12 protein-coding genes, 16 tRNA genes and 2 rRNA genes are annotated in these 18308 nt (G+C 45.3%); 1 reads left to right on the top strand and 29 read right to left on the bottom strand.

Annotated features, from left to right (window positions below):
- Positions 1-151 precede the first annotated feature (151 nt).
- From QFZ78_RS29260 to QFZ78_RS29160, 21 genes are all read right to left on the bottom strand, one after another.
- Positions 152-1447 carry a response regulator transcription factor gene (locus QFZ78_RS29260; RefSeq protein ID WP_307552748.1) on the bottom strand — a complete coding sequence of 432 codons (1296 nt, stop codon included), beginning with the start codon at positions 1445-1447 and terminating at the stop codon, positions 152-154.
- Positions 1440-3194 (bottom strand): sensor histidine kinase, encoded by a 1755-nt coding sequence (locus QFZ78_RS29255; protein ID WP_307552747.1) that lies wholly within the window; start codon positions 3192-3194, stop codon positions 1440-1442. Before QFZ78_RS29255 ends, QFZ78_RS29260 begins: the two co-directional genes overlap by 8 nt.
- Positions 3195-3345: 151 nt before the next feature.
- Positions 3346-3424, bottom strand: a tRNA-Leu gene (locus QFZ78_RS29250).
- Positions 3425-3444: 20 nt separating this feature from the next.
- Positions 3445-3533 (bottom strand) — tRNA-Leu (locus tag QFZ78_RS29245).
- Positions 3534-3542: 9 nt separating this feature from the next.
- A tRNA-Cys gene (locus tag QFZ78_RS29240) sits at positions 3543-3616 on the bottom strand.
- Between the two features lie 10 nt (positions 3617-3626).
- A tRNA-Gly gene (locus tag QFZ78_RS29235) sits at positions 3627-3701 on the bottom strand.
- 8 nt (positions 3702-3709) lie between these two features.
- A tRNA-Gln gene (locus QFZ78_RS29230) sits at positions 3710-3781 on the bottom strand.
- A 22-nt stretch (positions 3782-3803) separates the two neighbouring features.
- Positions 3804-3876, bottom strand: a tRNA-His gene (locus tag QFZ78_RS29225).
- 25 nt (positions 3877-3901) lie between these two features.
- Positions 3902-3975, bottom strand: a tRNA-Trp gene (locus QFZ78_RS29220).
- 12 nt (positions 3976-3987) lie between these two features.
- A tRNA-Tyr gene (locus QFZ78_RS29215) sits at positions 3988-4069 on the bottom strand.
- A 9-nt stretch (positions 4070-4078) separates the two neighbouring features.
- Positions 4079-4154, bottom strand: a tRNA-Thr gene (locus QFZ78_RS29210).
- 18 nt (positions 4155-4172) lie between these two features.
- Positions 4173-4248: transfer RNA gene (locus QFZ78_RS29205), tRNA-Phe, on the bottom strand.
- 19 nt (positions 4249-4267) lie between these two features.
- A tRNA-Asp gene (locus QFZ78_RS29200) sits at positions 4268-4344 on the bottom strand.
- Between the two features lie 34 nt (positions 4345-4378).
- A tRNA-Met gene (locus tag QFZ78_RS29195) sits at positions 4379-4455 on the bottom strand.
- Positions 4456-4508: 53 nt separating this feature from the next.
- Positions 4509-4584, bottom strand: a tRNA-Val gene (locus QFZ78_RS29190).
- A 13-nt stretch (positions 4585-4597) separates the two neighbouring features.
- Positions 4598-4672, bottom strand: a tRNA-Glu gene (locus tag QFZ78_RS29185).
- Between the two features lie 15 nt (positions 4673-4687).
- Positions 4688-4779 (bottom strand) — tRNA-Ser (locus QFZ78_RS29180).
- A 3-nt stretch (positions 4780-4782) separates the two neighbouring features.
- A tRNA-Asn gene (locus QFZ78_RS29175) sits at positions 4783-4858 on the bottom strand.
- A gap of 80 nt (positions 4859-4938) precedes the next feature.
- A 23S ribosomal RNA gene (locus QFZ78_RS29170) occupies positions 4939-7856 on the bottom strand.
- 240 nt (positions 7857-8096) lie between these two features.
- A 16S ribosomal RNA gene (locus QFZ78_RS29165) occupies positions 8097-9638 on the bottom strand.
- The 16S and 23S rRNA genes sit together here with 16 tRNA genes alongside, the layout of an rRNA operon.
- A 388-nt stretch (positions 9639-10026) precedes the next feature.
- Positions 10027-10896 carry a nucleotidyltransferase-like protein gene (locus QFZ78_RS29160; protein WP_307552745.1) on the bottom strand — a complete coding sequence of 290 codons (870 nt, stop codon included), beginning with the start codon at positions 10894-10896 and terminating at the stop codon, positions 10027-10029.
- A 124-nt stretch (positions 10897-11020) separates the two neighbouring features.
- Here QFZ78_RS29160 and QFZ78_RS29155 point away from each other — a divergent pair, with 124 nt between their 5' ends.
- A complete protein-coding gene (locus QFZ78_RS29155; RefSeq protein ID WP_307552743.1) occupies positions 11021-11425 on the top strand; it encodes a DUF2614 family zinc ribbon-containing protein in 405 nt (134 codons plus the stop codon).
- A 154-nt stretch (positions 11426-11579) separates the two neighbouring features.
- Here the strand turns inward: QFZ78_RS29155 and QFZ78_RS29150 are convergent, their stop codons facing one another.
- The 8 genes from QFZ78_RS29150 to gatB all read right to left on the bottom strand — a co-directional run bounded on the left by QFZ78_RS29150 (position 11580) and on the right by gatB (position 18299).
- The gene (locus QFZ78_RS29150) at positions 11580-13316 is read right to left on the bottom strand and encodes a glycosyl hydrolase family 18 protein (protein WP_307552741.1); all 1737 of its coding nucleotides are present in this window, start codon (positions 13314-13316) and stop codon (positions 11580-11582) included.
- Positions 13317-13439: 123 nt separating this feature from the next.
- A complete protein-coding gene (gene perR / locus QFZ78_RS29145) occupies positions 13440-13874 on the bottom strand; it encodes a peroxide-responsive transcriptional repressor PerR (RefSeq protein ID WP_307552739.1) in 435 nt (144 codons plus the stop codon).
- A 100-nt stretch (positions 13875-13974) separates the two neighbouring features.
- Positions 13975-14553: a DUF6677 family protein gene (locus tag QFZ78_RS29140; RefSeq protein WP_307552736.1), complete on the bottom strand. Its 579-nt coding sequence runs from the start codon at positions 14551-14553 to the stop codon at positions 13975-13977.
- Positions 14554-14573: 20 nt separating this feature from the next.
- Positions 14574-14882 (bottom strand): hypothetical protein, encoded by a 309-nt coding sequence (locus tag QFZ78_RS29135; RefSeq protein ID WP_307552734.1) that lies wholly within the window; start codon positions 14880-14882, stop codon positions 14574-14576.
- Positions 14833-15435, bottom strand: a complete 603-nt coding sequence (locus tag QFZ78_RS29130) for an RNA polymerase sigma factor (RefSeq protein ID WP_307552732.1) — start codon at positions 15433-15435, stop codon at positions 14833-14835. Before QFZ78_RS29130 ends, QFZ78_RS29135 begins: the two co-directional genes overlap by 50 nt.
- A 60-nt stretch (positions 15436-15495) precedes the next feature.
- On the bottom strand, positions 15496-16203 hold the full coding sequence (locus QFZ78_RS29125) for an MgtC/SapB family protein (protein ID WP_307552730.1): 708 nt from the start codon (positions 16201-16203) through the stop codon (positions 15496-15498).
- A 75-nt stretch (positions 16204-16278) separates the two neighbouring features.
- Positions 16279-16761, bottom strand: coding sequence for a GNAT family N-acetyltransferase (locus tag QFZ78_RS29120; RefSeq protein ID WP_307552728.1), 483 nt, complete (start codon positions 16759-16761; stop codon positions 16279-16281).
- An 86-nt stretch (positions 16762-16847) separates the two neighbouring features.
- On the bottom strand, positions 16848-18299 hold the full coding sequence (gatB, locus tag QFZ78_RS29115) for an Asp-tRNA(Asn)/Glu-tRNA(Gln) amidotransferase subunit GatB (protein ID WP_307555948.1): 1452 nt from the start codon (positions 18297-18299) through the stop codon (positions 16848-16850).
- Between the last annotated feature and the right edge of the window lie 9 nt (positions 18300-18308).

Raw genomic sequence — 18308 nt, 5'->3', positions numbered from 1 at the left:
GCTTTACATCTTGCATCTTCTATTGCTTATTATAAGGTGCAGAATCTATCTACTCTACTGGTAACAGTGACTTATCAACTTGTGTTATTGTGACATAAATAAAAAACTCTTTGGCTATAAAACCAAGAGTCTTCCTTTTTATTAATTATACTTAAGATTTACTCTTTCGAAATTCCTGTGGAGTTAATCCGACATATCTTTTAAACATTTTAGTAAAATGAGGGATATCACCATAGCCAACCAAAGAGGAAACGTCACTTATTTTAATATTTGTGGAGATCAAAAGTAACTTTGCTTTGTTCATTCTTTTCTCCAGAATGTAGTCCGTTAACGAAGTGTTTGTTTCTTTTCGAAACAACCGAGATAAATACGCTGAATTAAAGTGTACATATTCTGCAATTTGCTCTCTACTAAGTTCATCTTGCAAATGCTCATCTATATAATCGTATATTTTTTGGATGACGGAAGCTTGTTCTCTATCCTCTACTTGTAGGATGTCTTTTCCTAGTGTGACAATGCGTTGAGACCACTGATTAAATTGCGCTAACACTTTGTTGGATTGGGTAACATTGCTGCGTTCCATTTCCAAAAGTGATACATACGTTTTGTGCAGATTAGGGAACTTTGAGACTGTGCCGACATAGCAGGACAAATGACAATAAAAGTATTGATTGCAAGCCGATAAGTAGCTTTCACACCGACGTGTAAGTTCCTCCATATCCATACTCTCGCCATGTTTTTCATAAAGTATAACGATATTATGTCCTCTTCGATCTTGAATGACGCAGCCCTGATCTCCTTTTACAATTAATTCCGAAGCTGCATTTCGCAGCGCATATTCCAGTATTTCTTCTTCACGAACTGTCAACTCCTTTTGCCACAATTCTACACTTATTAAAATAGGCAGTATTGAACATTGGGATGAAATATTCAATTGATATTTTGTAATAAGCTGTTCTAATTGCGTTTCCGAAGGGGATATTCGATTCGCAAAAAATTCCTGCCAAAATCTTTCCTCCATAAGAGGTTTATGGGATTCAAACAATGAAGAGTATTTTTTGTAAGTTCGATCTATCATAAGTTTTTGTATGACACGGCTAACAACAGCCTTTAATTCTTCATAATTAACAGGCTTCAACAAATAATCAAAACTGCCTAGGTGAATCGCTCTGCGTGCATAACTAAAGTCAGCATGACCTGTGACAAAAATCGTTTCTGTTTGGGGATAATTTTCTTTTATCCATTCTAATAGTTCTAAGCCATTACATGAAGGCATTTCTATGTCACAAATTACGATATCTACTGCGGATAAAGCAAACCGCTCTTTGGCCTCCTCCGCATTGAATGCCTCAAATACTTCTGATATGTCCATCTGTGACCAATCAATGCCTTGAGTGATACCTTTGACGGCATATAACTCATCATCCACAACCAACAAGTTATACATCTTCATCCTCCTCGCTTACAGAATAACTCATCGGAATACCTAATTTAACTTCAGCGCCTCTAACTTTACCATTGTTAAACAACAATTTTGCTTTTCCTTTATATCTGATACGCTGCCTTTTTATTACATTTTGAATACCTAGATGGCCTTCTGCAAATAACTCATCTTCGTAACTGACTTCTTTCAAATTTTTCAATAAAGTCTCAGAAAATCCCACTCCGCTATCACTGACTTCTATCCATAAGAAATCATCCGGCATTTGTTCATCTGCTGTCACGATGATTTGAACCGTAAAGAGTTCTCTTCGATCCGCAAATCCATGGATGATGCTATTTTCAACAAATGTTTGAATCGTTAAAGGTAGGATATCACATTTCCGATATTGATCCGGCAGTTCAATCTCATAAACGAGTTGGTTAGGAAACCGCAGCTTTTGGATCTCCAAATAATTTTGAGTGTGTCTGATTTCAGCTTCTAATGTCACGGTCCCTTGTTTAGTCTGCGTAATAAAACGAAAGTATTCTGCCAAATGCTGTGTCATTTTTTGGATCAAAGCATATTCCTTAATAGCTGCTAAACTATAAATAATATTCAATGAATTTAAATAAAAATGCGGTCGGATTTGCACTTGCAGAAGTCCAAATTCAGCCTCCTGCGTACGAATTTTCTCCTCATAAACATTTATTTTCAACTTTGAAATCTCTGTAACCATATTGTTAAACGTGCCTATCAAAAAAGAAAATTCACTCGAGTGATCTTCATTCAATCGAATGTTTAAATCACCTCGCATAATACGTTTCATCCCAAGCATCAATGTATTCATTGGCTTCAATAAGACACTTCGCAGAAAGTATAAGTAAAAAAGCAGAATCAATATCCCACACAAAGGGATAAAATATACCGCTATCTGAAAGAATGGAAGATGTTTCAGCATAGTCCCTTCGGGAATCATTACGGTGTAATTAATGTTTGCAATTTCAGAAAAAACACTAATCAACAAATATTTATTATTATCCTTCGGATCAGTTACAATTTGGTACGTATTATTAAGATGAGGTACTGCTTCAACGGCTTCCTTTAGTTCCGAAGCTCCAAGCGTCGTATGTGATGCGACATCCCCATTTTTGGAAAGTATGACTGCACCGCCGGTTGTCCCCATATCCAAAAACTGTAACGAAGCGACCAAGCTGTCTGTATTTACGATTGCCCCCGCGATGAGATTGTTCGTCAGGCGCGTAGTTTTCATCAAGACTGTTCGATTTTCAAATTGAATTAACTGCCATACCGGCGAGTCCATGTTTTTCTGATCAGTTATTTCTATTGGAACTGATTCCGTAATTAGCCGCTGCTGAAAATAATAATCCTTTTTAGTTACAAAGGTCACATCCTGTGTCCGGTCATTAAAAAGAAATATGGTATCCAGCAGAAAAAAATAATTGAGGTTCGTTTGAAAGCGATTGACTATTCTTTTTTTAGTTAGCAAATACTCGTCCGTACCAAATGTGAGATCATTTAGCTGATTAATGTCAATTTCGTTATCCCATAAATCATACAGATAGGTGTTAGTTTCAGCAAATATCTGATTGATTTGCTTTACATGCTGCGCAAGTAAGTTGCTATTTGTTGTGGAGACTTGCTCTCGTACGACATTTATTGCATACAAATTATTAAATAATAGAAAAAATACAAGCGGAATAATAATGATTAGAAAGCCAGTAATGAATTTGAAACGCAAGGAATTTCTCATATCCATCCTCCTTTCAGTCAGAAAAATAAATGAAGTATTTTCTCGATTTCACAGCCATTTGTATATGATTCAAACGCATTAAATTTTATATCCATACAATATAAAAAATAGGACATGAAATCAAATGATTTCATGTCCTATTTTTGCTTCATACCGGCAAGAGGACTCGAACCTCCACCCTTTCGGACTCGATTTTGAGTCGAGCGCGTCTGCCATTCCGCCATGCCGGCATATGAAGTTGTAAAGATAATGGTGCCGAAGACCAGACTTGAACTGGTACGGTAGTCACCTACCGCAGGATTTTAAGTCCTGTGCGTCTGCCGATTCCGCCACTCCGGCTAATAAATGTGGAGGCGCCACCCAGATTCGAACTGGGGGTAAAGCTTTTGCAGAGCTCTGCCTTACCACTTGGCTATGGCGCCTTAGTAATAATGGAGCGGAAGACGGGGATCGAACCCGCGACCCTCGCCTTGGCAAGGCGATGCTCTACCGCTGAGCCACTTCCGCATATAAAACTGGGGATCAAGGATTTGAACCTTGGCATGACGGAGTCAAAGTCCGTTGCCTTACCGCTTGGCTAATCCCCATTATGTTACTTGGGTAATAATGGGCGGACGACGGGACTTGAACCCGCGAATGCTGGATCCACAAACCAGTGCGTTAACCCCTTCGCCACGACCGCCACAATATTAAGTTTCTTACTTTTTTGGCAGGGGCAGCAGGAATTGAACCCACACCAAAGGTTTTGGAGACCTTTGTTCTACCCTTAAACTATGCCCCTAGAAAAAGTAAATGGAGGCTGATGGATTCGAACCACCGAACTCGAAGAGAGCAGATTTACAGTCTGCCGTGTTTAGCCACTTCACTAAGCCTCCACAAAGCAATGGTGCCGTCGAGAGGACTTGAACCCCCAACCTACTGATTACAAGTCAGTTGCTCTACCAGTTGAGCTACAACGGCATATTAAGTTTGTAAAAATGGTGGCTCGGGACGGAATCGAACCGCCGACACGAGGATTTTCAGTCCTCTGCTCTACCGACTGAGCTACCGAGCCTTACTTGATTTTGAAAAAATGGCGGAGCTGACGGGATTCGAACCCGCGGTCTCCTGCGTGACAGGCAGGCATGTTAGGCCACTACACCACAGCTCCATGCTAAGTACAATATCTTCTTCTATAAGAAGATTGGTTGCGGGGGCAGGATTTGAACCTGCGGCCTTCGGGTTATGAGCCCGACGAGCTACCGGGCTGCTCCACCCCGCGTCATTAAGCATATATGATGAATCCTAGTAAAGCAAGTCTTACTAAAGGAATCATGGTGGAGGCTGACGGGATCGAACCGCCGACCCTCTGCTTGTAAGGCAGATGCTCTCCCAGCTGAGCTAAGCCTCCATGGAAGTAAGAATGGTGACCCGTAGGGGACTCGAACCCCTGTTACCTCCGTGAAAGGGAGGTGTCTTAACCACTTGACCAACGGGCCTTGCTAGAAAGATAGTGGCGGAGAGAGAGGGATTCGAACCCTCGAGACGCTTGTGACGCCTACACGATTTCCAATCGTGCTCCTTCGGCCAGCTCGGACACCTCTCCATATGGCTCCCCGAACAGGACTCGAACCTGTGACAACTCGATTAACAGTCGAGTGCTCTACCAACTGAGCTATCAGGGAATAGAAACAATGTTCACTTCAAGGATTTATTCCTTGAAAACTAGATACGAAACTTGCGTAAAGTTAGAATTTTAGGTTTATTGGTTAAGCCCTCGACCGATTAGTATTCGTCAGCTGCATGCATTGCTGCACTTCCACCTCGAACCTATCAACCTCGTCGTCTACAAGGGGTCTTACATACTGGGAAATCTCATCTTGAGGGGGGCTTCGCGCTTAGATGCTTTCAGCGCTTATCCCCTCCGTACATAGCTACCCAGCGATGCCTCTGGCGAGACAACTGGTACACCAGCGGTACGTCCATCCCGGTCCTCTCGTACTAAGGACAGCTCCTCTCAAATTTCCTACGCCCGCGACAGATAGGGACCGAACTGTCTCACGACGTTCTGAACCCAGCTCGCGTACCGCTTTAATGGGCGAACAGCCCAACCCTTGGGACCTACTTCAGCCCCAGGATGCGATGAGCCGACATCGAGGTGCCAAACCTCCCCGTCGATGTGGACTCTTGGGGGAGATAAGCCTGTTATCCCCAGGGTAGCTTTTATCCGTTGAGCGATGGCCCTTCCATTCGGTACCACCGGATCACTAAGTCCGACTTTCGTCCCTGCTCGACTTGTAGGTCTCGCAGTCAAGCTCCCTTATGCCTTTGCACTCTGCGAATGATTTCCAACCATTCTGAGGGAACCTTTAAACGCCTCCGTTACATTTTAGGAGGCGACCGCCCCAGTCAAACTGCCCACCTGACACTGTCCCCATACCGGATCACGGTACCAGGTTAGAACTCCGATACGATCAGGGTGGTATCCCAACGATGCCTCCACCCAAGCTGGCGCTCAGGCTTCAAAGGCTCCCACCTATCCTGTACAGATCGTACCAAAGTCCAATATCAAGCTGCAGTAAAGCTCCATGGGGTCTTTCCGTCTTGTCGCGGGTAACCTGCATCTTCACAGGTATTAAAATTTCACCGGATCTCTCGTTGAGACAGCGCCCAAGTCGTTACGCCATTCGTGCGGGTCAGAATTTACCTGACAAGGAATTTCGCTACCTTAGGACCGTTATAGTTACGGCCGCCGTTTACTGGGGCTTCAATTCATAGCTTCGGAACCGAGGTCCCTAACCACTCCTCTTAACCTTCCAGCACCGGGCAGGCGTCAGCCCGTATACTTCGCCTTGCGGCTTCGCACAGACCTGTGTTTTTGCTAAACAGTCGCTTGGGCCTTTTCACTGCGGCCCCCTCGGGCTATTCACCCTACCGAGGCACCCCTTCTCCCGAAGTTACGGGGTCATTTTGCCGAGTTCCTTAACGAGAGTTCTTCCGCGCGCCTTAGAATTCTCTTCTCACCCACCTGTGTCGGTTTGCGGTACGGGCACCTTCGCCTGGCTAGAAGCTTTTCTTGGCAGTGTGAACTCATGACCTTCGGTACTTAAATTTCCCTCCCCATCACAGCCCAGCCTTACGATGTGCGGATTTGCCTACACATCAGCCTCACTGCTTGGACGAGCATCCATCAGCTCGCGTCACTATCCTTCTGCGTCACTCCATTGCTCATAACGGCTACGGTGGTACAGGAATTTCCACCTGTTGTCCATCGACTACGCCTTTCGGCCTCGCCTTAGGTCCCGACTTACCCTGAGCGGACGAGCCTTCCTCAGGAACCCTTAGGTTTTCGGCGGATCAGATTCTCACTGATCTTTTCGTTACTTATACCGGCATTCTCACTTGTATGCGCTCCACCTGTCCTTACGGTCAGAATTCTACGTACATACAACGCTCCCCTACCCATGCACATTGTGCAAGCCATAGCTTCGGTGGCGTGTTTAGCCCCGTTACATTTTCGGCGCAGAGTCACTCGACCAGTGAGCTATTACGCACTCTTTCAATGGTGGCTGCTTCTAAGCCAACATCCTGGTTGTCTGTGCAACTCCACATCCTTTCCCACTTAACACACACTTGGGGACCTTAGCTGATGGTCTGGGCTGTTTCCCTTTTGACAATGGATCTTAGCACTCACTGTCTGACTCCCGGATTTAAGTTTGTGGCATTCAGAGTTTGACTGGACTTGGTAACCCTTGGCGGGCCCCGCACCCAATCAGTGCTTTACCTCCACAACTCAACATCCGAGGCTAGCCCTAAAGCTATTTCGGGGAGAACCAGCTATCTCCGAGTTCGATTGGAATTTCTCCGCTACCCCCACCTCATCCCCGCATTTTTCAACATGCGTGGGTTCGGGCCTCCAGTGAGTGTTACCTCACCTTCACCCTGGACAGGGGTAGATCACACGGTTTCGGGTCTACGTCCACGTACTAAAGCGCCCTATTCAGACTCGCTTTCGCTGCGGCTCCGTCTTTTCAACTTAACCTCGCACGGGAACGTAACTCGCCGGTTCATTCTACAAAAGGCACGCCATCACCCATATAGAGGGCTCTGACTTCTTGTAAGCACACGGTTTCAGGTTCTTTTTCACTCCGCTTCCGCGGTGCTTTTCACCTTTCCCTCACGGTACTGCTTCACTATCGGTCACTAGGGAGTATTTAGCCTTGGCAGATGGTCCTGCCGGATTCCGACGGGGTTTCACGTGACCCGCCGTACTCAGGATACCTCTAGGGGTTTCGTTCGATTTTGGCTACGGGGCTTTTACCCTCTATGCCGGACCTTTCCAGATCACTTCGCCTACCGAACTAACCCCATAACGAGGTCCTACAACCCCAAGGAGCAAGCTCCTTGGTTTGGGCTATTCCGCTTTCGCTCGCCGCTACTGACGGAATCACTTTTGTTTTCTTTTCCTCCAGGTACTTAGATGTTTCAGTTCCCTGGGTATGCCTCCAATGCAGCTATGTATTCACTGCATGGTAACTGCGCATTACCACAGCTGGGTTCCCCCATTCGGACATCCCCGGATCAAAGCCTGCTTACGGCTCCCCGAGGCATTTCGTCGTTCGCCACGTCCTTCTTCGGCTCCTAGTGCCTAGGCATCCTCCGTGTGCTCTTTCTAGCTTAACCATTTATAGGGATCTTTTGCGCTAAGCAAAAGTCTCTCCTATTGAAAGAGTTAAAGATTTTTGTGTAACCCGAAGGTTAACACAACCTAAGTTCTTACTTTACGTTTTGTTTCGTTATCTAGTTTTCAAGGAACAAAAGTAAAACTTGTTGAAAGATTGCTCTTTCAAAACTGAACACGAGTGAGTAAGCTTGTTTGTGCTTTCGCACTTGACTGGATCTATCAGATCCGAGTCTCCATAGAAAGGAGGTGATCCAGCCGCACCTTCCGATACGGCTACCTTGTTACGACTTCACCCCAATCATCTACCCCACCTTCGGCGGCTGGCTCCCTTGCGGGTTACCCCACCGACTTCGGGTGTTGTAAACTCTCGTGGTGTGACGGGCGGTGTGTACAAGACCCGGGAACGTATTCACCGCGGCATGCTGATCCGCGATTACTAGCAATTCCGACTTCATGCAGGCGAGTTGCAGCCTGCAATCCGAACTGAGATCGGCTTATAAGGATTGGCTCCACCTCGCGGCTTCGCTTCCCGTTGTACCGACCATTGTAGTACGTGTGTAGCCCAGGTCATAAGGGGCATGATGATTTGACGTCATCCCCACCTTCCTCCGGTTTGTCACCGGCAGTCATCTTAGAGTGCCCACCCAAAGTGCTGGCAACTAAGATCAAGGGTTGCGCTCGTTGCGGGACTTAACCCAACATCTCACGACACGAGCTGACGACAACCATGCACCACCTGTCTCCAATGCTCCGAAGAGGGCACCTATCTCTAGGTGTTACATCGGGATGTCAAGACCTGGTAAGGTTCTTCGCGTTGCTTCGAATTAAACCACATACTCCACTGCTTGTGCGGGTCCCCGTCAATTCCTTTGAGTTTCACTCTTGCGAGCGTACTCCCCAGGCGGCATACTTACTGTGTTAACTTCGGCACCGAGGAATCGAATCCCCAACACCTAGTATGCATCGTTTACGGCGTGGACTACCAGGGTATCTAATCCTGTTTGCTCCCCACGCTTTCGCGCCTCAGCGTCAGTTATAGGCCAGAAAGTCGCCTTCGCCACTGGTGTTCCTCCACATCTCTACGCATTTCACCGCTACACGTGGAATTCCACTTTCCTCTCCTACACTCAAGTCAACCAGTTTTGGATGCGAACCGGGGTTGAGCCCCGGGCTTAAACACCCAACTTAATTGACCGCCTGCGCGCGCTTTACGCCCAATAATTCCGGACAACGCTTGCCCCCTACGTATTACCGCGGCTGCTGGCACGTAGTTAGCCGGGGCTTTCTTCTCCTATACCGTCACACAAAAGGCAGTTACTCCTCTTGCTGTTCGTCTAGGGCAACAGAGCTTTACGATCCGAAAACCTTCATCACTCACGCGGCGTTGCTCCGTCAGACTTGCGTCCATTGCGGAAGATTCCCTACTGCTGCCTCCCGTAGGAGTCTGGGCCGTGTCTCAGTCCCAGTGTGGCCGTTCACCCTCTCAGGTCGGCTACGCATCGTCGCCTTGGTAGGCCGTTACCCTACCAACTAGCTAATGCGCCGCAGGCCCATCTATAAGCCACAGATTGCTCCGTGTTTCATGATTCTCTCATGCGAGAAAACCAATTATCCGGTCTTAGCTATCGTTTCCGATAGTTATCCCGATCTTATAGGCAGGTTACCTACGTGTTACTCACCCGTCCGCCGCTAACTTATCCCGAAGGATAAGTCCGCTCGACTTGCATGTATTAGGCACGCCGCCAGCGTTCGTCCTGAGCCAGGATCAAACTCTCCATAATAGTGGACGATTGCTCGTCCGTATATCTGAAAGCTGAAATGCTCATTGACTTGCTAGCGAGATTTTGCAATCTCTTTTTTGAACGATTTCTCGTTCGTGCTTACTCACTCGTTGTTCAGTTTTCAAAGATCAATTTCTTTCGCGTTTCTTCGCCATCCGTTTAGCGGCGACTTTTATAATATATCACATCTAGGCTACTCAATGCAAGCTTTTTTTATTTTTCTTTTTTCTTACTTCGCTTACATCTTGGTACTGCGTTGGCTTTCGAATGCGAACCGTTTTTAGCGGCGAGAGTTAATTTATCATAGAATTGCAATCAAAGTCAAGCAATAAAATAAGAATAAAAAAAGAACCAGAATAACATCTGATTCTTCATGGGTTTGGCTCGGTTAAATACTCGTATATCTTAATTCTATTTCTGAATTCTCTTCATCAATGAGAACGGCCACTTCTTTAATTAATCCTTTTTTGACAAGCTTATTTAACAGTAAGGGAAGCTCAGCCCTAAGCTCAACTAACTGAGAATGCTGCTGCAGTTCATCCGTACTTAATGGCTGTTCATTTTCTCTAAGTACTTGAATAAACGCCTCACAGCAACGCTCCATTTTCGACATAACCGAAAATTCACAGGCGAGTAAAACAAGCTGAACTCTCTGTTTCAACGTTTCCTTACTCATTGTCAGTTCCTCATATAACTTATACACGCCAGGATTAATCGCACGAATCTGCCTCCATACGGTTATTTCCGGGTGATAACCATCTTCGATAATAACAATGCGAGCCCAATGATGAAGCGCTTCTAGAATATTATTATACGCATCCAGCAAATGCTCATCTAAAATGTATTCCTTGCTCTGAAGGTATTTACGTAGAAATAGGGAAAATTCAACAAGTAGTTTGTGCTCACGTAAGTCCCCCGGAAACTCGAGTATTCGATGACGCAAGCCTTCTAAATAAGTGTTCTGATCCAGAAGTATCTCCCCTTTTAGCAGCCAGTGAAGGATATTTCGGTTGACGCCATGACGTATCCATTGCTCTATGGAAGATGGATCCACCCATCTTTCTTGTATCCTCGAATCGTCTCTTATATAATTAGTCGTATGATTGTTCAGGCTCAGGTCGTTCGTTACTATTAGAAGTAGCGTATCAAAACCATCTGTCAGTGAAGGAAGTTGCTTAGGATTATCTACCGCCATGACACTAATGATCCTCTCGTCATTTCGGAACTTAAGCAAAAACTGCTCTTTATCGATTCCCATGGGTATCCGAAGCTCCTGTCTCCAAATTGTTTATATCTATTTCTACATCGTAGAAGGAGTTTCCTGCTGATTTCTGTGACAATTCATACAAACATGATAGCAATTGAATGGGGAGGAACAACGCGTGCGTTTCAGATCAAGTAAAGTAAATGAATTCCGCTTATGGGGTCTCGCCATGACCATGGGTGGAATGCTGCTTATGATTATAGGACTAGCTGGCATCGTTTTTGATTGGGGGAAAGCAGGGCGAATCATCGCTGTGGTCTTCATGATCATTGGTATGATAAGTATGATGGTTAGCATGGGTATATACTTCTGGGCAGGTATGCTCTCCACATCGGCGACCGTCATTGATTGTCCGGAATGCGGAAGAAGAACGAAGATGCTGGGGAAAACGGATCGCTGCATGTTTTGCAAAACGATCTTAACAGTTGATCCACAATACGAGCCAACGACCGAAAACGAAACAGCCGCCACACAAACAGTTCAAGTCGAATTGGACAGAGCTCATGAGCATAAGCCTCATTGATTGTGAGAAAACCTCTATCGATGCCGTTCGAAGATAAGCGACCGCGTTTAACGAGGAAAGGCTTTGGTCTACGACCAAAGATCCCTATATTAAATTTTATCGCCAATAACAAAACAAAAAGCCGCAACCCTCTTGGGTTCGGCTTTTTGTTTTGTTATTGCTTAGCTTGTTGTAAAGCATCCTGAATGACTTTCCACGTTGCCGGCTGTTCAAAGCCTCTTCTCCATGAGGCCACTCCAGCTAGATCGTACTTCTTAACGAGTTCGAGCCTTGCTTTCATTGATGTTTCATCTTCTAACCAAATACGTATGAGTTTCTCTCCTTCTTTGTACTCCACATAGTTCTGACCTGTTTCCGTTAAGAAAGTAGGGGTTAGTTTCTTATCTTTAATAATCGTCTGGGCAGCTTCCATTGTTAAAGTTTTGGAGGTAGCTGTCGTTTTGCCATTTTTCGTCTCTTCGGTCCACTGGCGCGTATAGAATGGCACACCTAGGACAAGCTTAGATGGTGGTACCTTCTCGCTCCCCAAGAGCTGGGTAATAGAACGCTCTGTCCATGGCAGCGATGAAACGGAGCCAGATTTGGGGCTAGTAGCCCAGTACTCGTCATAAGCCATCAGCATCATGTAATCAACAACTTCGGCAAGAGCGGGTCTGTCATAGAACATGGACCACATCTCATTCGTTGATTTCGGTGTAACATCAATGGAAACAGCTAGACCTTGTTCATGCATAAAAGGTGTCATTTCGCGGACGAATTGGACCAAATTTTCTTTATCTTTGAGATGCACATTTTCAAAATCAATATTGATGCCCTGCAAATTGTACGTTTGTGCAAAGCCGAGCAACTGTTTAATCATTTTCATACGACGATCATAGGACGACAACGCTTGAGACGTTCGATCGGGTTCAAAGCCGTTGCTAAACAACGCCCAGACTTGATAATTGCGCGTTTGCGCCCATTTTACATAGGCAGCGTCGGCCAAGTTCTTAATGCGCCCCTCACCGTCAGCCAGAGAGAACCAGGTAGGGCTAACAACATGTAAGCCGGGCATATCGCCAAGCTTGGTAGTATCGGGATTCTTCGTAATGACGTGCTCCCATGTCAGATTCAGTTTGCCGTTAAGAGGCTTCCAAGCTTCATACGCTGACGCCTTCTCCTGAGCTGGTATAGTTTCTTCATGATCCTCCATAATATCTGCTTTGCGTACAAAGCCTATAGGACCACTCTGCTGCTGTACGCGATACCATTCTCCCTCTACGGCTACTATCATAACTTGTTCATTGTTTGCGATCGTGGAGACTATCGGCGCTTTTATAGAAGCAAATGTCCGCAGCTGGGCATCTTCGGTACCCACATGCTTCCCCCACTTGACGAGGTCACCCTTTTTGAATAAAAGAATGGCACCTGACTGCTCGGACTCTCTTATTTCAAAAGGATACAGCTGCCGAAGGGGCTCAATAGGCACATAAATGTCATTCCCTTTCTTTTCAACAGGAAAAGATAAGGTGATTGGTTTCTCGTTCATTAGTGCTGTAAGCTCCGTAGTCTTTAACTGCAATACTTTATCTTTCGTTGTGATAATAACGGAATCAGTGCTTTTTTCATATATAATAGATGGGTCCATCCACTCCTGGATGAGTTCCAGTGGTAGCTTCAATCCCTCTTTCTCCCCAATCGCACTTGTCTTAAAATAATTTCCTTGATAAAAAACCGGCTTACTTAACTCGTGATATTCAGGTTCTACTTTCTCACGATTCGGTGCTAACTGCTGCCATAAGAACGAAGCTGCACCCGCGGCAAACATTCCAATAAAAAGACCAAATAACAAGAGAATTCTCTTCGTTGATCTTCTGCGTTTCGGTTGCAGATCTGTAGGTGTTGAATGCAAGGTTTCACTTCCTTTATGCGATATATAAAAAGAAAAAACGTGTTCTTACCTCTCTACATCCGAAAGGTAGGATCACGTTTCATTATACATCATAGGAACAGATAATGAGGAATTCTGCTTAAGTTAATGCTTGGTAATCCCTGTACAATCCGGGCAAACGCCATAAACCTCTAGTCGATAACCGCCAACTCGGAAACCTGTTTGCTGAGCAGCGGTAGTCTCTATATCCGAAAGTGGCGGATACTCAAAATCCGAAATTTTCCCACACAACTCACAAACAGCATGATAATGGTCCGTCATATCCGCATCAAAGCGACTCGAGCTGTCTCCATAAGTCAGTTCCCGAACGAGTCCCGATTCAATAAATACTTTGAGATTATTGTAAACAGTCGCAACGCTCATGTTAGGAAATTTCGATTCAAGAGATTTATAAATGTCATCTGCTGTCGGATGAGTCATGGAGTCCAGCAAAAAGGATAGAATAGCATGCCGCTGCGGCGTCATCCGAACACCTGTTGTTTTCAACTTAGCTAAAGCCTGTTCTAATTGTGCTGCCATGGTACTCACCACCTGATGTTAGTCATTAAAACCTTACATTATATTGTACGTGTGTTAATTGACTTTTGTCAATGATGGTTGCGCATATAGCACCATTTGGTTATTTATTTTTGCGGGAATCTAGTACATACATAGCCAAACCAGCAAGGACGAGGATAACCGATCCAATATACGAACCCATAAGATCAAAGAGCCCAGTAAACCAACGAGGTTTGTTGCTGAGAAGAAAAAATAATACACCAGCCGCAACAAGAATAACACCTAAGTTTGTCCCTTTGATTAGTTTCTGTAAAGGATCTTCATTGGTATAAAGTTCAGCTCCAAATTCTCCAAGCTCATTGCGACGATTCACATTATCTGTACTTTGAAGAGCATCGAATAGATTATAGAAGTAAATGACCGGAATGAACAATGCAAAAAGCGTAACCATAGGTACACTTGTTTCGGACCGAGACGATAAAGACGTGATAATAAAAATATCGAGAATGAGAAGCATCATAATAAATAGACCGCGTTGCATAAGGCCTAAATAAAAGTGTCCAGTTCCCGGGACGATGAACGATAAAACCCCTGCGACCCATTTGCGCTTCCTTGGAGCTTGATAATAAGGAGCATAGTGTTGAAAAGAAGGATTGGCCGAATACTCCGGAATGTGCGGATTATCGTTTGGTAGATTCATTTAAATACCTCCTAGATGATTTACAAAATTCGGGATAATTGTTGGATATACGATGTTATCTGAGTGATCCCCGAATCAATATTCATTATTTTGTTGATAATTCCTGATTGCATGAGGAGTACAGTCGCGGCTATCGCAACAAAACTATTCACCCATTGTTTTCTTCTGCCAACTTGATGAATCTTTGGAATTTCAGGAGTTTCAGCAGATTGTACCCTGCGCATCACACGCTCCGTCAGCATTGGGCTTGGTTCACTTAGCGGCATCTCGTCCAGCATCTTATTTAGGTATTGCGTGAGCCGAGTGTCTTCCTGATGTTTGGGAATCACGTGAATTCACCTCCAACCATTTTTCTTTTAGCATCGCTTTTCCCCGATAGAGTCTAGTTTCCAACGTTTTCATGGGCAGCCCGGTCACCTCAGACATTTCTTGGTACGAGAGCTGCTTATAATGAAACAAATACATAATTAATCTATACTTGTCTGGAAGTTCGGAAAGCAGAGCCTGCATACGCTCCTGCTCATCCTTGCGCATAGCCATTTCCTCAGGCTGTTCACGAGCATCCGTAAACCAACCCTTCATTTTATCGAGAAGCGCTTCATAGGGCTTACGTTTCTGCGAACGCCGAAAGTCAGTCACGAGATTCGTCGTCATGCGATAAAGCCAAGTTGTGAACTTCGCGTCGCCGCGAAAATGAGCTAATGAACGAAACAGCTTAACGAACACTTCTTGGGTTAAGTCTTCAGCAGTTTCCTTATGCCCGACCATGCGGTATACCAATGTATAGATGTAGCTTTTATGACGTTCTACTAATACACGGTAAGCATCGGAGTAACCTTGACGGACCCGGTCGATCAGCTGCTCATCCGTCATTTTGTCCATGCCTGACTTCCCCCTTTCTGTTCGTCCAAAAGCTTAGACGCTCCCTATGGTCAGACCCCTTCAATTTTTACTTTTTTCGAGAGTAACGCCGGTAACCCCTTTCATTTGATTGATTTCTTCAAGAACCGTCCCGATAATAGACGGCTTAGGAATGGTGACGTGGAATGTAATTTGAACATGATTCGGTTTACTGTCGATCTCTTGTTCTTCCATTGAGATCTTACGGATGTCAACTTTCTGTTTACCGAGAAGGGTCGTAATAAGTCCAAGCGTCCCCGGTTGATCATTCGCCAGTATTTTGAGAATACGAATTTTCTTCCCATTAAAATATTTATGCTCCACTTTATTCAAAATCCATAGGGAGATGAGTACCATGAAACAAGCAAGGACAGCTGCATAATAGAAGCCAGCCCCAATGGCAAGGCCAATCCCCGCAACTACCCAAAGGGAAGCCGCTGTCGTAAGACCCGTAATGGATCTCCCATTAAAGATAATCGTTCCAGCACCTAAGAATCCGATACCGCTGATCACTTGCGCAGCTAAACGCGAAGGATCAATACGGACATTCACTTCGTTCACAAAGGCACTAAACCCATACATGGAGAGCAACATAACTAGGGCAGAGCCAACACAAACTAAAATATGCGTACGAAGGCCAGCTGCATGACTGCTGACCTCCCTCTCAAAACCGATTAAGCCGCCTAGAAAAAGCGCCATAACTAACCTTATAGTGATATGGAGTTGATCAATAACCCAAGGATTGCTCATCGTGTAACCGCTCCCTTTTTTCATACTGATAGTGCCTTGTATCACACATGATAGTGAGAACCACTGAACATATATTTAGGAGATGATGGCCGGCCGTTCGAAAGTGGTTAAGCTTATTCCCGGAGGAACTGTGAATACTCGGCGTACGGCAAAACCAAAACTCTCGTATAACTGAATAGCAGGTAAATTCTCCGTTCCGGTGGATACAATAAAACGCGTTGCCCCATTTAACTGTTGATCCATTAGTATATGTTGTAAAAGTGACCTAGCAATCCCGCGGCGAAAAAAATTCGGATGTACCATCATACGGCAGATCGTGACTATGCAGCCTTCTCGGGAGTAGGAGATGGCCCCAGCTAGTGTGCGCTCATCATTCTCATGAACGAAAAAGCCATAAAATGTTTCCACCGCTTCGCGTATAGAGTGGATGCCATCCTTCAGCGGCGGGATGTCATCGAAGCCAATAAGGTCTGCTTCCACGCGATAGGAAGCCATCTGTAGAGATAACAGGACCAAGATATCCTCGTTAGTTTCCAATAGAAGTTGTTGAATAGACAATCTGATCCCTCCTCTCTAGAACTTACACGCTAATTAACTGAAAAAAGTGGCGTCCATAAAACATCGGATCACCACTTCAACCATCATCATTTACTGTTCAGGCACTCCACAATTAATTTGTTGACGAGTCCTGGATTTGCTTTACCTTTGGTTTCTTTCATAACTTGCCCGACTAAGAAGCCCACGGCTTTTTCCTTGCCGGCTTTGAAATCCGCTACCGATTGTGGGCTGTTCTCCACAACCTGCTCAACAATGGCCTTGATAGCACCTTCATCGCTGATTTGTACAAGCCCCTGCTCTTCAACGATCTTTTGCGGCTCTTTGCCGGATTCGATCATTTCCTTGAACACCGTTTTGGCGATTTTGGTGGAGATTGTACCTTTCTCAATCAGACCAATCATCTCGCCTAAGCCCTTACCTGTGATTTTCACATCGGCCAGTTCCAGGCTATTCGCGTTCAAATACCCGAGCAGATCGCCCATGATCCAGTTCGAGACTGCTTTGGCATCTTGGGTATATTGTAAACTCTCCTCGAAGAAATTCGCCAGTTTCATGGATGAAGTGATTACATCAGCATCATAACTTGGCAGTCCGTACTCACTGCTGTATCTCGCTTTACGCGCATCAGGCAATTCAGGGATAGCAGCTTTGACACTAGCTTTCCAAGCATCGTCGATATATAAGCTAACGAGATCCGGATCCGGGAAATAGCGGTAGTCATGCGCGTCTTCTTTGCCGCGCATTGCCAAAGTCATTCCTTTTGCTTCATCCCAGCGGCGGGTTGCTTGTTCGACTTCACCGCCACTGCGAAGAATTTCCGCTTGGCGATATTCCTCGTACTCGAGTCCTTTTTGGACACCGCGGAACGAGTTCATGTTCTTCAGTTCGGCTCTCGTGCCGAACTTCTCTTGCCCGAAAGGACGCAAGCTGATGTTGGCGTCGCAGCGCAGCGAGCCTTCCTCCATTTTTACATCGGAAACATCACAATAGATCATGATCGCTCTGAGCTTCTCTAAATAAGCCCGCGCTTCCTCCGGCGAACGCAGATCAGGCTCGGATACGATTTCAATCAGAGGTGTTCCCGCACGGTTCAAGTCCACAAGCGAGGTGTAACCACCATCAACATGTGTCAGCTTGCCTGCATCTTCCTCAAGATGAACGCGAGTCACACCAATACGCTTGCTTACTCCATTCACTTCGATATCGATCCAACCGTTCAAGCCGATCGGCTGATCATATTGCGAAGTTTGATAGGCGTCCGGTGAATCCGGGTAAAAATAGTTTTTACGGTCAAATTTACTATGTGTCGAAATCGTACAATTGAGCGCCATTGCGGCTTTCATCGCATATTCGACCGCTTGACGGTTAAGTACCGGCAGTACGCCCGGGTGACCTAAACAAACCGGACATGTATTCGTATTCGGAGGTGCTCCGAATGAGGTTGCACAACCACAAAATATTTTGGAAGCGGTATGAAGTTCTACGTGAACTTCAAGACCGACTACAGTTTCAAATTGGATATCTGTTGCCGACAAAATGAATACCTC

Source organism: Paenibacillus sp. V4I5, assembly GCF_030817255.1.
GTDB lineage: Bacteria > Bacillota > Bacilli > Paenibacillales > NBRC-103111 > Paenibacillus_E.
The sequence above is the reverse complement of the archived record's forward strand: the minus strand, read 5'-3'. Positions and strand labels throughout refer to the sequence as shown.